This window comes from Tabrizicola sp. (genome assembly GCF_036781545.1).
GTDB lineage: Bacteria > Pseudomonadota > Alphaproteobacteria > Rhodobacterales > Rhodobacteraceae > Tabrizicola.
Genome location: NZ_DAIQAT010000008.1, coordinates 41,294 through 55,729 on the forward strand (window position 1 = coordinate 41,294; position 14,436 = coordinate 55,729).

A 14,436-nucleotide genomic window follows, 5' to 3' on the forward strand; every position below is an offset into this window, starting at 1 on the left:
CCTCAGGGTCCCGCCGCCCTTGCTTCCGGATCGACCTTCGGAAGGCGGCTGCTCGCGATGACGGCTCCCGCGAGTGCAATGGCGACGACTGCGCCGATCCAGGCACCATAGAGGCTCTGTCCCAGGATGGCGCCCGCAATCGCCGGGGTGACGATGTCGGTCACCGCGACGAGCGACTGGAAGGATCCCATGACGACGCCCTGGCGCTGCCGTGGCACATGCACCGAGAGCGCGGCGATGAAGGTCGGGCGGGCCAAGGCCACGCCGGTGCTGATGCACAGGACGGCCAGGGCAAGCGTCGGGATTTCTGTCGCGACACCGACGAGGACATAGCCGGTCGTCAGGATGCAGAACACAAGGACGATCAGGTTCCGCTCGCTGAACTTGCTGCCAAGCCACTTCAGCAGGAGCAGTTGGACGAGGATGTTGATGGCACCGTCAGCGGTGAGAATGTAGCCGAGCTCTCTGGGGCCGAAGGCATGGCCGTTCCAGACGAAGGTATCGCCGAGGAAGACGGCAAGTTCGGAACTGAACAGCCCGTACGAGAAATAGTGGCACAGGAGGACGATCAGCAGGATGCGGATCACCGGCGACGTCAGGATCGACCGGAAGGAAACCTTCTCGCTGGCCGTCTGGTCCTGCCCTGGGGCGGTGCGGCCGACCGGGCTGCTGCCTTTCAGAAAGATCCCGGTGATGACGATACTGGATGCCGACAGCATCAACGCGACCCAGATCGGAACCGTCAGCGAGATATCCGAGAGGTATCCCGAAAGGCTGGGGCCGATCATGCCGCCAAGGCCGAGCCCCGCGCTCAGGACGCCGATGGCCTGGCGACGCGTGGTTGGGCTGCTGTTGTCGGCGGCATAGGCTGCCGCCGCGGCGAAGTTCGCGGCCGTCAGACCCAGCAGGACCCGCGCCAGCAGCACGAAGACCACGCTGTTGGCCAGCGCCAGCAGGGAGAGGCTGATCAATGCTCCGGCCTGGCTTGCGAGCAGAACCGGCCTGCGCCCGAAACGGTCGGAGAGCTGCCCCAGAAACGGGGCAGCGACGAACTGGCTGAGAGCCTCTGCGCCGAGGACGAGGCCGAGGACAAGCGGGGTGGCGCCCAGATCCCGCAGGAAGAACGGCAGGATCGGAAGGATCGCACCGGCGCTGGCCGCGTCGAGGCTGACGATGACGAACACCGGAAGCATCAGACGCCAGTCGAGCCGGTTCGGAGCAGTGCCTTCGGCGGTTGCGGTCGAATGTGGCTGGTCGCTCATGCCACCGGCCCGTTCATGACGAATACGGTCCTGTTCCTGCTGTCGTCGTTCGGCCATGCCTGCGCGAAAGCGGACAGGGGCACGGGCTTGAAGGCGATCTGGAGGCCGGCGGGGATGGTCGCCTGCAACACCCCGTCGATGGCGTTGACGAGACGGTCGAGGGGAATGCTGCCGATGCCGCTGCCCATAAGCTCGATCGCCGATGAGCGCAGGACTGCGCTTGGCAGGGCGATGTTCTGGCCGCCGAGGGACCCGACCTGAACGAACCGGATCGGCACGGCGTCGCGGCCTGCCCTGGCCGCGGCGACAAGCAGGCATTCGGCGCTTCTGCCCCAGAGGTAGTCGATGACGACATCGATTCCCTGTGCTAACTGCGCCGTGAAGCTTGCCTTCAGCGCGTCCGCGTCCTCGACAAGCGCAATTGTCACGTCGGCGCCCAGAGTTGCGAGCGAGGCAAGCGCGTCGATATTGCGGCCGGTCGCGATGACTTTCTTCGCGCCCAGATGCCTCGCGATCTGCACGGCGAGACGCCCCGCCGTGCCGGTCGCGCCGTTGACCAGAACCGTTTCGCCGGGCTTGAGCCGGGCGCGTTCCGTATAGGCGGCCCAGGACGACATGCCGGGATTGGCGATGGCTGCGGCCGTCGCATCGTCAAGATCGTCGGGCAACGGCAGGCATTGGCTGGATGCCACCACCGTCCGGTCTGCCATGCTGCCGAAGGGCGCGCGCGGCAGCACGAAATAGACCCGGCTGCCGTCTTCGAGCCGCCCCACGCCATCGATGCCGACGCCGAAAGGATACTCGCCGGGTGAACTGTAATGCGTGCCCCTGGCCCGGCTCCGGGCGTTCTGGCTGATGGCCGAGGCGGTCACGTGAACGAGGTTCTCTCCCGCACCTGCAACCGGCTCTTCGAAATCCAGATAGACCGGCGCTTGCCCGGGACCCTGAACGATTGCGGCTTTCATCGCCGTTCTCCCTTGACCGGGCCGCAACCGACCTGTTGCAGATAGATCTCGAGCGCCGCGATCTCGCTGGAGGCGAGGATCGCGCCGACATAGCCGTCAGGGCGCACGAGCACCCAGTCGCCCGGCGTCAGCGCATAGGCCTCGCGGAAATGACCGGCATCGTCTTTGAGATCGCCGTGCGGACCGAAGGTATGGATGTGCAAGCCGGCGCGCGCCGGCACGAGATTGCGCGTCGCCTCGTAGCCCAACAGCGTCCAGTGCGCGCCCTTCAGCAATTCGAACAGACGTGTCGGCTGGCCCGCCGCGCCGCGGATCGGCGCATCGGGGGCCCGGTCGCCTGCGAGAAGGCCCCCGCTTCGCTGCGGCATCTCCAGCGCGAGGGCGGATTCGGGATAGCCGAGGTCAAGCTGGTGCACCTCGCGGCCGCGCCGCATCTCGCCCCGCTTCAGGGCGTCGAGAAGCTTCGTGGCGAGGCCCAGCATCGCGGCGGCGACCGGTCGACGTTCGTCCTCGTAGCTGTCGAGCAGCGCGTCGGGAGCGCCGGCCGTGACCGCTGCCAGCTTCCAGCCGAGATTATAGGCATCCTGAACGCTGGTGTTCAGGCCTTGGCCGCCGGTGGGCGGATGGGTATGGGCGGCGTCGCCCACCAGGAAGACCCGGCCGATACGATAGCGATCGGCAAGCCGGGCATTCATGTGGAAGGCCGATGCCCAGGACACGGACCGGACGTGGATGTCATCGCGACCGGTGCGGTCCGAGATGAGGGCGGTCAGTCCCTTGGCGGAAAGATCGACCTCACCTTCCAGCGGGATCGGCCCCTGGATCTGGAACATCTGCGTCCCGGCGAGCGGGCACAGCGAGATCTGCCGGTCCATGTCGCCTTCGGCGAAACGGTGCCAGACATCGCGACCGAGGCCGGTCAGCGTGACATCGGCAACGATGGCGCGGACGCCGAGCGTCTTGCCGGGAAACCCGATATCGAGCGCGTGACGCACGAAGCTTCGTCCGCCATCGGCGCCGACCAGATAGCGCACGCGAATGGTCTCTTCCCCGCCTTCGCCGAGCAGGCGTGCGGTGACGCCGTGCTCATCCTGCTGGAAGCCCACAAGTTCGCGACCGAACTCGGGACGGTGCCCGAGTTCAAGGAGCCGCTCGCGCATCACGCCTTCGGTCAGGAATTGCGGCACCATCAGCGGGAGATGATAGGGTTCGGCAGGCGTCGGATCCCGGTGCTCCACGACATCCGAGTCGATATGGCTGCCATCGGCGCGATATTCCCGTTGCCGCGGATAGACGCCGCCGACCGCGACGATCCTGTCGAGAATGCCGAGATCCTCGAAGACTTCCTGGCTGCGCGGCTGGATGCCCTTGCCACGGGAGCCGCTAAACGGATCGTCCATCTTCTCGATCAGCCGGAAGGAAACGCCGCGCCGTGCGAGATCGATCGCCAGCGTCAGGCCAGCCGCGCCCGCGCCGCAAATGAGCACTTCTGCTGCGAATTGCCCTGTCATATCCGTCTCCATGAGTGTATTATGCACATAAGTGGAGGAGCGACGGCATGTCAACAAATAAAGTGCAAAATACACATATTGGCGACCAGATACGCCAGCTTCACGGCGCGCTGCTTGATATCGTCAGCGTCATGAACCGACCGCAGCGCGACGAGGGCATGGTGCGGGAGGCGGGTATCTCTCTCGACCGTGCACTGTTTCCGCTGCTGGTCGGAATCGAGAGGCTGGGGCCGATCGGCGTCGTGGAGATGGCCGACCGCGTCGGGCGGGACTACACCACCGTCAGCCGTCAGGTCGCAAAACTGGAAAGCCTTGGACTGATCGAGCGCCATGGAAGTGCGGCAGACCGGCGGGTACGCGAGGCGACCATCACGCCGAAGGGCAAGGCGATGACCGATCTGGTCGATGGCGCGCGGGAACGGATGGGGCGCGCGATCTTTGCCAGTTGGGACCAGCGGGATATCGAGGAGCTGGTACGCCTCATGCGCAAGTTCGCGGACGATCTGAACGCGGACGCCCCCGGTTCCTCGGGGGGCGCCGGATGACGCACAGGGGAAACGGCCGGGGGCAGATCAACGGCTTATCCGCCTGCGTCTGGACGACGACGAGGGAGTGAGGCGGAGCGTCCGGCGGGGGGCGTGTATGTAGCCCGGCCCTTGGGGTCAGATCAGGCCGACCCAGGCGCGGGCGAGGGCGAGGCCGTGGGTGTCGGCAGCGGCGCCTTGGCTGGCGGCGAGGGCGGGGTGCCGCGACGACCAGCCGGGGGACATGCGTTCGGTGACCTCGGGGAAGGTTTGCGACCAGTCGCGGACGACGCTGCGGCTGGCCTCGAAATGGAACTGGGTGCCGTAAGTTGCGCGACCGATGCGGAAGGCCTGATGGCGGGCCACCGGGCTTTCGGCGAGGTGGACTGCGCCCGGCGGCAGGGTGAAGGTGTCGGAATGCCACTGGAAGATCGGGAAGGTCCGCGGGACCTGCGACAGGACGGGGTCGGCCTGGCCCGCTTCGGTCAGTGTCACCTCGACCCAGCCGAATTCCGGGGCCACTCCGAGGTGGTTCTCGCTGCCATAGGCACGGGCGAGGAGCTGGGAGCCGAGACAGATGCCGAGGACCGGGCGGTCCATGGCGGTATAGGCGGCCATCAGCTCGGCCAGGGCGGGGAGATAGGGATGCGTATGGTCGTCCGTGGCGGATTGCTCGCCGCCGAAGACGACGAGGGCATCGGCGTCCACGGTCCGGGGCAGGGGCTGGCCCGACCAGGGTCTGTACTGGTCGATCAGCGCCGCGCGTTCATGCAGCGCCACGCCGACCTGGCCGTGGTGGGTGATGCGGGTGTTCTCGACGATGGCGACGCGCATGGGGTCCTCTTCCTTCCGGGTAATCTGCATGGGGCGCGGGCGGGTGCAAGGGCCTCATTTGCCCTTGCGCCCGCTCTCAGGCCATGAAATGGGGAACCGCCAAACGATGCTTGCTCCCGGAGGGACCACCCATGGAGATTCGTGAGGCTCTCACCTTTGACGACGTGCTTCTGGTGCCCGCGGCATCGAGCGTGCTGCCGTCGGATGCCGATACCTCGACCTTCGTGACGAAGGCGATCCGGATGAACATCCCGCTTCTGTCCAGCGCGATGGACACGGTGACGGAAGGCCGGATGGCGATTGCCATGGCGCAGGCGGGGGGGATCGGGGTGATCCACCGCAACCTCGACCCGGAAGCGCAGGCACGGGAAGTGAGCCGGGTGAAGCGGTTTGAAAGCGGGGTGGTCTACCAGCCGATCACCCTGACGCCTGACCAGACTTTGGCCGATGCCAAGGCGCTGATGGAGCGTTATGCGATCACCGGCTTTCCGGTGGTGGATGGCGCGGGCCGGGTTCTGGGGATCGTGACCAACCGCGACATGCGCTTTGCGTCGGATGACAGGACGCCGGTCAGGGTGATGATGACCAGCGAGAACCTTGCCGTTCTGAAGGAGCCGGTGGACCGGGCCGAGGCGATCAGCCTGATGAAGGCGCGGCGGATCGAGAAGCTGCTGGTGACCGACGGGGCGGGGAAGCTGACGGGCCTCCTGACGCTGAAGGACACCGAGAAGTCGGTGCTGAACCCGAACGCCTGCAAGGACGAGATGGGGCGGCTGCGGGTCGCGGCGGCCTCGACCGTGGGGGATGCGGGGTTTGAACGCAGCCAGGCGCTGATCGATGCGGGCGTGGACCTGGTGGTGATCGACACGGCGCATGGGCACAGCGAGGGCGTCGCCATCGCGGTGGAACGGATCAAGAAGCTGTCGAACACGGTGCAGGTGGTGGCGGGGAACGTCGCCACCGGCGAGGCGACGCGCGCGCTGATCGGCGCGGGGGCGGATGCGGTGAAGGTGGGGATCGGGCCGGGCTCGATCTGCACGACGCGGATCGTCGCCGGCGTGGGCGTGCCGCAGCTGACGGCGATCATGGATGCGGCGGGCGCTGCGGGCGACGTGCCGGTGATCGCGGACGGCGGGATCAAGTATTCCGGCGATTTCGCCAAGGCGATCGCGGCGGGGGCGTCCTGCGCCATGGTCGGGTCGGCGATCGCGGGGACGGACGAGAGCCCGGGCGAGGTGATCCTGTGGCAGGGCCGGTCGTTCAAGGCCTATCGCGGGATGGGGTCCCTGGGCGCGATGGCGCGGGGGTCGGCGGACCGCTATTTCCAGAAGGATGCGGCCAGCGACAAGCTGGTGCCGGAAGGGATCGAGGGGCAGGTGCCCTACAAGGGGACGGCGGCGGCGGTGATCCACCAGATGGTGGGGGGCCTGCGCGCGGCGATGGGCTATACCGGCTGCGCGACGGTGGCCGAGATGCGGACGCAGTGCCGCTTCGTGCGGATCACCGGCGCGGGGTTGAAGGAAAGCCACGTCCACGATGTGCAGATCACCCGGGAAAGCCCGAACTACCGGGTGGGCTGACCGGCGATCTGGCTGACGAGGGCGACAAGGCGGCCGGCCCGGGCGGGAAGGTCGGGCTGGCCTTCGGCCTCGGGTCCCGCGAGAATGTCGTCCAGTTCGTCGCGCAGGCGGGTGATCCAGCGCGGGGCGGTCACGGGATGGGGATCGTTCAGGTCGAAGAAGGTTGCGGGATCGGTGGCCATCTCGCGCAGGTGATTGTCGAAGGCGGTCAGGCTGTCCCAGGCCCAAGCGGGATGATTGCGGAAGGCGAGGCAGGGATGAGCGCGGATCGCCTGCCAGTCGGCGAGCATGGCGTCGAGCGCGGGCCTGGTCCGGGCGCGGGCGCGTTCGATGACGAGGGATTCGAAGCCGAAGGGCGGTGTGGCCCAGTCCCGGCCGTCGCCCAGCAACTGGTTCTCGTAGCAAAGCGTGCCTTCGCGGTCGAGGATGGCGACCCTGTCGAAGCCATGCGCGGCTTCGGCCCGGGCCAGAAGCGCAGGCCAGCGGCGGTATGCGCTGCAAAGGAAGTCCCAGCGGACGGTCGGCCCGCCGCTTTCGAGGCTGCGATGCAGCGTGGCGAGCCAGCTTTCCGCCCGGGGGAGCGCCAGGACGAGACATTCCGTCCGGTAGCCCAGGGCGCGGGCGACAAGCGCCACGCCCTCGATCTCGCCGGGGCCGGGGGCTTCCCAGATCACATGCGCGCCGAGGCTGGTGGCGTGCTCGGCCAGCCCGTCGATACAGCGCTGCCGGAGCCGTTTCTGATCGGGGGACGAAATGCCCGGATCGTCTTCAGGCCCGGACAGAAGCGTGGTCAGATCGTCGACCGAGATGCGTTGGGTCTGGTCGGACCCGAGGTCCTGCGCGAGGCGGTCGGCAAGGGTGGTTTTGCCGCTGCCCTGCTGGCCGCAGATGAAAAGCCAGCGTGGCGCGGAGATACCGCCGCCCCTGACGCCAAGGGTAGGCAGGACGCGCTGGTGAAAGATCGCATCCTGCCCCTTGGCAAAGCCGGCAGTCAGGTCATTGTTGTTCGGCACTGCCACTGACGACCGGGTCGTCGTCGTTGCTGCTGACGACCACGGCGACGACCGCCAGAAGCAGCAACGGCACCAGGAGGTTGGCCGAGGAGGCGGGGCGTTCCGCGACCACCTCGGGTTCTTCGGCGATGATCACCGGCCCTCCGGCAAGCGACGGCGAGGCCAAGGCGGCGACCAGTGTCGCGGTGAGGGTCTTCTTCATGGCGGCAAGTCCTTCATACGCTTCCTGCCTTAGTGGTAAGCAGCCTTCACGATTGCGTCAACCGGCCAGGCTTGGTGGCGCTCGGGTTCTGCGCCACCCGCCACAGCACTACCGGCTTGCCGGTGCCGGCAAAACCGGCGATCAGGAACTCGACCCAGGCGCGAGGACGCGGATGACACCTTCGGCAAGATGTGCGGCGGCGATCGCGATCCTCGACCGGGTGCTGGCCGGAGAGGCAGCCGAGAAGGCGCTGACCAACTGGGGGCGGGCGAGCCGGTTTGCGGGGTCGGGCGATCGGGCGGCGGTGCGCGATCTGGTGTTCGAGGCGCTGCGTCGGCGGAACTCGGCCGCGGCGCGGGGCGGCGGGCTGACCGGGCGCGGGCTGGTGCTGGGCCTCATGCGCGAGGCCGGTCAGGAGGCGCTGTTTTCCGGCGAGGGCCATGCACCCGCGCTGCCGGGGCCGGAGGAAGTGGGGCGGGAGCCTTTGGCGGAGGACGCGCTGGACCTGCCGGGCTGGCTGCTGCCGGAGCTGCGCGACAGTCTCGGGGATGATTTCGTGCCGGTGGCCCAGGCGTTGCGCTCGCGGGCGCCGGTCTTCCTGCGGGTGAACCTCGGGAAAACCGATGTTCCGGGCGCGGTGGCAGCGCTGGCGGCGGAGGGGATCGTGGCGCGGCCGCATCCGCTGGCGGCGACGGCGCTGGAGGTGGTGGAGAACGCGCGGAAGCTGCAGGGCTCGCAGACCTATCTTTCGGGGCTGGTCGAGCTGCAGGATGCGTCTTCGCAGGCGGTGGCGGAGGCTCTGCCGCTGACCGACGGGATGCGGGTGCTGGACCATTGTGCGGGCGGCGGCGGCAAGACCCTGGCGATGGCGGCGCGGGCGAGGCTGCGGCTTTTTGCCCATGACGCGAGCCCCAGGCGGATGGCCGACCTGCCGGAGCGGGCGAAGCGGGCGGGGACAAGGGTCACGCTGACCGATGACCCCGAGGGGGCGGCGCCCTATGACCTTGTGCTGGTCGATGCGCCCTGCTCGGGCTCGGGCAGCTGGCGGCGCGACCCGGAAGGTAAGTGGAGGATCACAGCGCAAGACCTTGAGTCCGTGATGGAAACTCAGAGGTCGATCCTCGACCGGGCGGCGGCTATGGTAAGGCCGGGCGGCTGGCTCGCCTATGCCACCTGCTCGCTGCTGGATCGGGAGAATCGTGTCCAGGTCGAGGCGTTTCGGGCGCGGCATCCCGGTTGGGAGCTGGACCGCGAAGTGCGGTTGACGCCGCTGCAAGGTGGGGACGGGTTCTATCTGGCGCTCATGCGGCGCGGATAGGCCGAGATATTTGCTCGAAGATCGGCTTGTAACCCGCTGGAATATATTGGCCAGGGCGTGTCTTCTGCCGAAAGGCTTCTGCAATCCCCCAGAGAAGAGAGAAGCCTAGCCTCAACCTGAACGTGCCCCTTGACAGAGTTAAGATTACCTTAACCTCTTGCGTCGAAGGTCCGTCCAGAAGCGAAGCACGCGGTTGGTTTACAGGGCATGGGGGCCGGATTGGGTCTGGGGCAGTTGGGACGAGTGCAGAAGGGTACCCTTCTGGTGGTTGCGGTGATCGGCCTGGCCCTGATCGCGATCTGGGCGCTCGCCTTCCGGGATGGCAATCCGGTGCTGGCCTTTGCCGGGCTCGCGGTGCTGGCGGTGGCGCTGGGGTTGGCGGCTCTGGCGGTGATCGACCGCTACCGGGTCGAGACCGAAAGCCTGCGGGCGCTGGTGCTGATGGCCGACGATCCGGCGGCCTGTTTCATCACCGACGCGGCGGGCCGGCTGATCCAGCGCAACCAGGCGGCGGAAGACCGTTTCGGCGCGGATGTCCGGGCGCTGCATGAGGCGCTTGGCCAGCATGTGCTGAACCCGGGCGCGTTGATGTTGCGGCTGCAGAGCCAGGCCGAACTGTGGGGGGCGGCGCGCGAGGATATCACCGGCCATGCCGCGGTGCTGCGGCTGACGGTGCACCGGGCGAGCGAGACCAGGTTCTTCTGGCGCGCGGATGAATTCGACCTGCCCGGAGAAATGGCTGACCCTGCGGAACGTCCGGCGATGGCGGTGGGCGCGGATCTGGAGGAAGTGCCCGTCGCGATCATGACCTTCGGCCCGGACGGGGTGATGCGGGTGGCGAACCACGCCGCGCGCGAATTGATGTGGCGGGGAGATATCCGCGCGGCGATGTTCCACGACCTTTTCGAGGGGCTGGGTCGTCCGGTCTCGGAATGGCTGGCGGATGTGGTGGCGGGGCGGCATCCCGGCGGCTCGGAGGTGCTGCGGGTGCGAGGCGAGGAGGAACGGTTCCTGCAGATCACCCTGCGCCGTCACGTCGAGGGCGGCAGGCCCGGCGCCCTGGCGATCCTGAACGACGCGACGCGACTGAAGACGATGGAGGCGCAGTTCGCGCAAAGCCAGAAGATGCAGGCGATCGGTCAGCTGGCGGGCGGGATTTCGCACGATTTCAACAATTTGCTGACAGCGATCTCCGGGCATTGCGACCTTCTTCTGCTGCGCCATGGCCGCGAGGACAGCGATTTCGCCGATCTGGAGCAGATCCGGCAGAACGCGAACCGGGCGGCCTCGCTGGTGGGGCAGCTTCTGGCCTTCTCGCGCAAGCAGACGCTGAACCCGGAAGTGCTGGACCTGGAGGACGTGCTGGGGGACCTCACGCATCTTCTGAACCGGCTGATGGTCGAGAAGGTGGACCTGACGCTCGCCCATCTGGGCCGGGTGGTCGGCCGCCCGCTGGGGCGCATCCGCGCCGACAAGCGGCAGGTCGAGCAGGTGCTGATCAACCTGGTGGTCAATGCGCGCGACGCGATGCCCGCGGGCGGCGACATCAGGATCGAGACCGAGCCGGTGACGCTGGCCGAGGACCTGCAGCGCGACCGGGCGACGGTGCCCGCGGGCGATTATACCGTGATCCGGGTGGTGGACCACGGCGTCGGCATTCCCGAGCACCAGCTGCGGCAGATTTTCGAGCCGTTCTTCACCACCAAGCGGGTGGGCGAGGGCACCGGGCTAGGGCTGTCGATGGCCTACGGCATCGTCAAGCAGTCGGGCGGCTTCATCTTCGTCGATTCGGCGGTGGGCGAGGGCACGACCTTCTCGCTTTACTTCCCGGTCTACGAAGGCCCGGACGAGGCCCCGGTGGCCGAGGTGAAGCGGGTCACGGCGAAGCAGGGCGAGGGGGTGGTGCTTCTGGTCGAGGACGAGGCCTCGGTCCGCGCCTTCGCCAGCCGGGCGCTGAGCCTGCGCGGCTATACGGTGCTGGAGGCTGCGAATGCCGAGGAGGCCTTGGCGAAACTCGAGGACCGCTCGCTGCATGTCGATCTCTTCGTGACCGATGTGGTGATGCCGGGGATGGATGGCCCGGCCTGGGTGCGGCGCGCGCATCTGCAAAGGCCGGGGGTGAAGGTGATCTTCATGTCCGGCTATGCCGAGGATGGCCTCGCCGAGGATCAGGCGCGGGTGCCGAATTCGGTCTTCCTGCCGAAGCCCTTCTCGCTGAACGACCTGACCAATACGGTGCAGGGGCTGTTGAGCTGAGGCTTGCGGGGAGGGGGCGCAAAACTTTTCGAAAAGTTTTGGCAAATTCCTCCGAAGGAATTTGGTCCCGGGCAGGAACCCTTGCGTCTATCCTCGCAGAAGACGCGCCACCGCCGGCGCGAAATAGGTCAGGATCCCGTCACAACCGGCGCGCTTGAAGGCCATCAGGCTTTCGACCATCGCCTTCTCGCCATCGATCCAGCCGTTGTCGGCAGCGGCCCGGATCATCGCATATTCGCCCGAGACCTGGTAGGCGAAGGTGGGGGTGCCGAAGGCCTGTTTCACGCGGTGGCAGATGTCGAGATAGGGCATCCCCGGCTTCACCATCACCATGTCGGCGCCTTCGGCGAGGTCGCGGGCGACCAGCCGGATCGCCTCGTCGCCGTTCGCCGGGTTCATCTGGTAGGTCTTCTTGTCGCCCTTCAGCGCCCCTGTCGCCCCCACCGCGTCGCGGAACGGTCCGTAGAAGGCGCTGGCATATTTGGCAGCGTAGGACAGGATCGCCACATCCTTGTGGCCCGCGCCTTCCAGCGCCGCCCGCATCGCGCCGATGCGACCGTCCATCATGTCGGAGGGCCCCAGGATGTCGGCCCCTGCGTCGGCTTGGGCAAGCGCCATACGGACCAGCGCCTCGACCGTCTCATCGTTCAGGATGATCCCGTCCACCACCAGCCCGTCATGGCCATGTGCATTGTAGGGGTCGAGCGCCACGTCGGTCATCACCGCGATCCCCGGCACCTGCGCCTTGATCGCCCGGATCGCCCGGTTGGTCAGGTTCTCGGGGTTCCAGGCCTCGCGGCAGTCGGCGGTCTTCAGCGCCGGGTCGGTATAGGGAAAGAGGCAGATCGCCGGGATGCCGAGGTCATGCGCCAGGGCGGCGGCCTCGACCACCAGTTCGAGCGAAAGCCGCTCCACCCCCGGCATCGAGGCGACCGGCTGGCGCTGGTTCACCCCGTCGCACAGGAAGACCGGCCAGATCAGGTCGCCGGTGCCCAAGGTGTTTTCCTGCACCAGGGCGCGCAGGGCGCCGCTGCGGCGCAGGCGGCGGAAGCGGGTCGCCGGATAGGGGGCTTGCGTCGGCTGCATGGGCTGGCTCCTTCCACGCCGCAAAAGCAGGGACTTGCGGCTTCGGCTTCTGCCTGCCATGGAAAGCGGGCGGCCTCAAGTATCTCGACGGGCAGCGGATGAGCTGAAGGAGACCCGACAAGGTGGATGTCCTTGACATGGCGCTGGATGTGATCGACCTGAGGTCGTTCTCGAACCTCTGGTACTGGATCGCGCTGGCGACGCTGTGGTCATCGGTCAGCCACTGGGTGCTGGGGGTGCCGCATGACATGATCCAGCGCGCGCGACGCGAGGGCGGGCAGGCGCAGACCGATGTGGAAGACCTGGTGCGGATCAACATCAACCGGCTTCTGCATGTGATCGACCGAGGGGACTGGATGCTGCCGGGAACGGCCGCGTTCTGGCTGACCTCGCTGCTGACGCTGGCTGTCTGGTATGACGTCGAATTCGCGCAGGCCCTGCTTTTTCTGGCGGCGCCGATGGTGCTGGTCGTCTGGGTCAGCGTGCGGTCAAGTCGCAGGATCATGGCCGAGGGCGGGACGGGCGAGGCGCTGCTTCACCGCCTGACGGTGCATCGCCGGATCGTGCAAGTGATAGGGATGATTTCGATCACCATCACCGCATTCTATGGAACCTGGCAAAACATCAACATTTCTATCCTGAACTGACAAACTGCGGCAAAATGACAGCCGAACGTATCTTGATGGGCGGTGCGCCCGAGGGGTTCGACGCCCGAATCCTGGCCCGCGAGCTTGCGCGGGGCCAGCCGGTCGTGCACATCGCGCGTGACGACAAGCGGGCCGAGGCGATGCGCGCGGCGCTGGCGGTGATGGCGCCCGGGGCGGTCGTGCTGGACTTCCCGGCCTGGGACTGCCTGCCCTATGACCGCGTCAGTCCCAACCCCGAGATTTCGGCGCGGCGGATGGCGACGCTGGCGGCGCTGGCCGACGGGCTTTCCGGGCCTTTCGTGCTGCTGACGACATTGAACGCGGCGACTCAGAAGGTGCCGACGCGTGAGGTGGTGAAGGCGGCGTCGTTCCGTGCCGAGGTCGGCAGCCGCGTGGACGAGGCGCGGCTGAAGGGGTTCCTCGCGCGGATGGGGTTCTCGCCGGTATCGACGGTGGCGGAGCCCGGCGACTACGCATTGCGGGGGGGGATCGTCGACATCTTCCCGCCGGGGCCGGGCGGGCCGATCCGGCTGGATTTCTTCGGCGACGTGCTGGACGGGGCGCGGCGCTTCGATCCCGAGACGCAGCGGACGGTCGAGAAGCTGAAAAGCGTCGATTTTTCAGCTGTTTCCGAGGCGATCCTCGATGAAGCCTCCATCGCGCGGTTCCGGCAGAACTACCGCATCGCCTTCGGGGCGGCGGGGACGGACGACCCGCTTTACGAAGCCGTCAGCGCGGGGCGGAAACACCAGGGGATGGAGCACTGGCTGCCCTTCTTCCACGAGCGGCTGGAGACGCTGTTCGACTACCTGCCCGGCGCCTCGGTGGTGCTGGACGATCAGGTGACACCGGCGCGGCTGGCGCGGTGGGAGGGCATCGAAGACAGCTACGACGCCCGCCACGAGGCGATGGGCGCGAAGGGGCGGATCGACACGGTCTACAAGCCGGTTCCTGCGGAGGAGCTGTATCTGGACGATGCCGCCTGGGAGGCGGCACTGGCGTCCAGCCGCGTGGTGCAGCTGTCGCCCTTGCCGCAAAGTCCGGGGCCGGGAGTGCTGGACGCGGGCGCACGGGCGGGACGCAACTTCGCACCGGAGCGGCAGCAGGAGAAGATCAACCTTTTCGCGGCCTTGGCGGAGCATGTTCAGGGTCTGGCGAAGACGGGGCAAGTGGTCATTGCCAGCTGGTCCGAGGGCGCGCGGGAGCGGTTGAAGGGGCTTCTGGCCGACAACGGCCTG

General features: G+C 67.4%; 12 protein-coding genes and 1 pseudogene. 6 read left to right on the forward strand and 7 right to left on the reverse strand.

What is annotated here, in order from left to right; genetic code table 11:
* Positions 1-2: 2 nt before the first annotated feature.
* The 3 genes from V7Q39_RS03195 to V7Q39_RS03205 are packed head-to-tail and all read right to left on the reverse strand — an operon-like array spanning position 3 to position 3,738.
* Positions 3-1,262, reverse strand: coding sequence for an MFS transporter (locus V7Q39_RS03195; protein ID WP_333814942.1), 1,260 nt, complete (start codon positions 1,260-1,262; stop codon positions 3-5).
* On the reverse strand, positions 1,259-2,227 hold the full coding sequence (locus tag V7Q39_RS03200; RefSeq protein ID WP_333814944.1) for a zinc-binding alcohol dehydrogenase family protein: 969 nt from the start codon (positions 2,225-2,227) through the stop codon (positions 1,259-1,261). The genes V7Q39_RS03195 and V7Q39_RS03200 overlap by 4 nt, the downstream gene beginning before the upstream one ends.
* Positions 2,224-3,738 carry an FAD-dependent oxidoreductase gene (locus V7Q39_RS03205; protein ID WP_333814946.1) on the reverse strand — a complete coding sequence of 505 codons (1,515 nt, stop codon included), beginning with the start codon at positions 3,736-3,738 and terminating at the stop codon, positions 2,224-2,226. The genes V7Q39_RS03200 and V7Q39_RS03205 overlap by 4 nt, the downstream gene beginning before the upstream one ends.
* Before the next feature lie 131 nt (positions 3,739-3,869).
* On the opposite strand from V7Q39_RS03205, the gene V7Q39_RS03210 reads away from it, so the two are divergent.
* Positions 3,870-4,283 (forward strand): MarR family winged helix-turn-helix transcriptional regulator, encoded by a 414-nt coding sequence (locus tag V7Q39_RS03210; protein WP_333814947.1) that lies wholly within the window; start codon positions 3,870-3,872, stop codon positions 4,281-4,283.
* Positions 4,284-4,400: 117 nt separating this feature from the next.
* Here the strand turns inward: V7Q39_RS03210 and V7Q39_RS03215 are convergent, their stop codons facing one another.
* Positions 4,401-5,126 (reverse strand): type 1 glutamine amidotransferase, encoded by a 726-nt coding sequence (locus tag V7Q39_RS03215; protein WP_333814949.1) that lies wholly within the window; start codon positions 5,124-5,126, stop codon positions 4,401-4,403.
* Between the two features lie 101 nt (positions 5,127-5,227).
* Here V7Q39_RS03215 and guaB point away from each other — a divergent pair, with 101 nt between their 5' ends.
* Positions 5,228-6,676 carry an IMP dehydrogenase gene (guaB, locus tag V7Q39_RS03220; RefSeq protein WP_333814951.1) on the forward strand — a complete coding sequence of 483 codons (1,449 nt, stop codon included), beginning with the start codon at positions 5,228-5,230 and terminating at the stop codon, positions 6,674-6,676.
* Here guaB and V7Q39_RS03225 read toward each other — a convergent pair.
* Both V7Q39_RS03225 and V7Q39_RS03230 read right to left on the reverse strand, forming a co-directional pair.
* Positions 6,661-7,689, reverse strand: a complete 1,029-nt coding sequence (locus V7Q39_RS03225) for an AAA family ATPase (protein ID WP_333814952.1) — start codon at positions 7,687-7,689, stop codon at positions 6,661-6,663. The two genes, guaB and V7Q39_RS03225, sit on opposite strands and share 16 nt — an antisense overlap.
* Positions 7,673-7,891, reverse strand: a complete 219-nt coding sequence (locus V7Q39_RS03230) for a hypothetical protein (protein ID WP_333814954.1) — start codon at positions 7,889-7,891, stop codon at positions 7,673-7,675. The genes V7Q39_RS03225 and V7Q39_RS03230 overlap by 17 nt, the downstream gene beginning before the upstream one ends.
* A 172-nt stretch (positions 7,892-8,063) precedes the next feature.
* Between V7Q39_RS03230 and V7Q39_RS03235 the strand changes: the two genes are divergently transcribed.
* Both V7Q39_RS03235 and V7Q39_RS03240 read left to right on the forward strand, forming a co-directional pair.
* The gene (locus tag V7Q39_RS03235; protein ID WP_333814955.1) at positions 8,064-9,209 is read left to right on the forward strand and encodes an RsmB/NOP family class I SAM-dependent RNA methyltransferase; all 1,146 of its coding nucleotides are present in this window, start codon (positions 8,064-8,066) and stop codon (positions 9,207-9,209) included.
* A gap of 243 nt (positions 9,210-9,452) precedes the next feature.
* Positions 9,453-11,465 carry an ATP-binding protein gene (locus V7Q39_RS03240; RefSeq protein WP_443082482.1) on the forward strand — a complete coding sequence of 671 codons (2,013 nt, stop codon included), beginning with the start codon at positions 9,453-9,455 and terminating at the stop codon, positions 11,463-11,465.
* 87 nt (positions 11,466-11,552) lie between these two features.
* Here V7Q39_RS03240 and hemB read toward each other — a convergent pair whose 3' ends face one another.
* Positions 11,553-12,551: a porphobilinogen synthase gene (hemB, locus tag V7Q39_RS03245; protein ID WP_333814956.1), complete on the reverse strand. Its 999-nt coding sequence runs from the start codon at positions 12,549-12,551 to the stop codon at positions 11,553-11,555.
* Positions 12,552-12,673: 122 nt separating this feature from the next.
* On the opposite strand from hemB, the gene V7Q39_RS03250 reads away from it, so the two are divergent.
* Positions 12,674-13,198, forward strand: coding sequence for a component of SufBCD complex (locus V7Q39_RS03250; RefSeq protein WP_333814957.1), 525 nt, complete (start codon positions 12,674-12,676; stop codon positions 13,196-13,198).
* A 14-nt stretch (positions 13,199-13,212) separates the two neighbouring features.
* Positions 13,213-14,436, forward strand: a pseudogene (locus V7Q39_RS03255) (transcription-repair coupling factor); the annotation flags it as partial.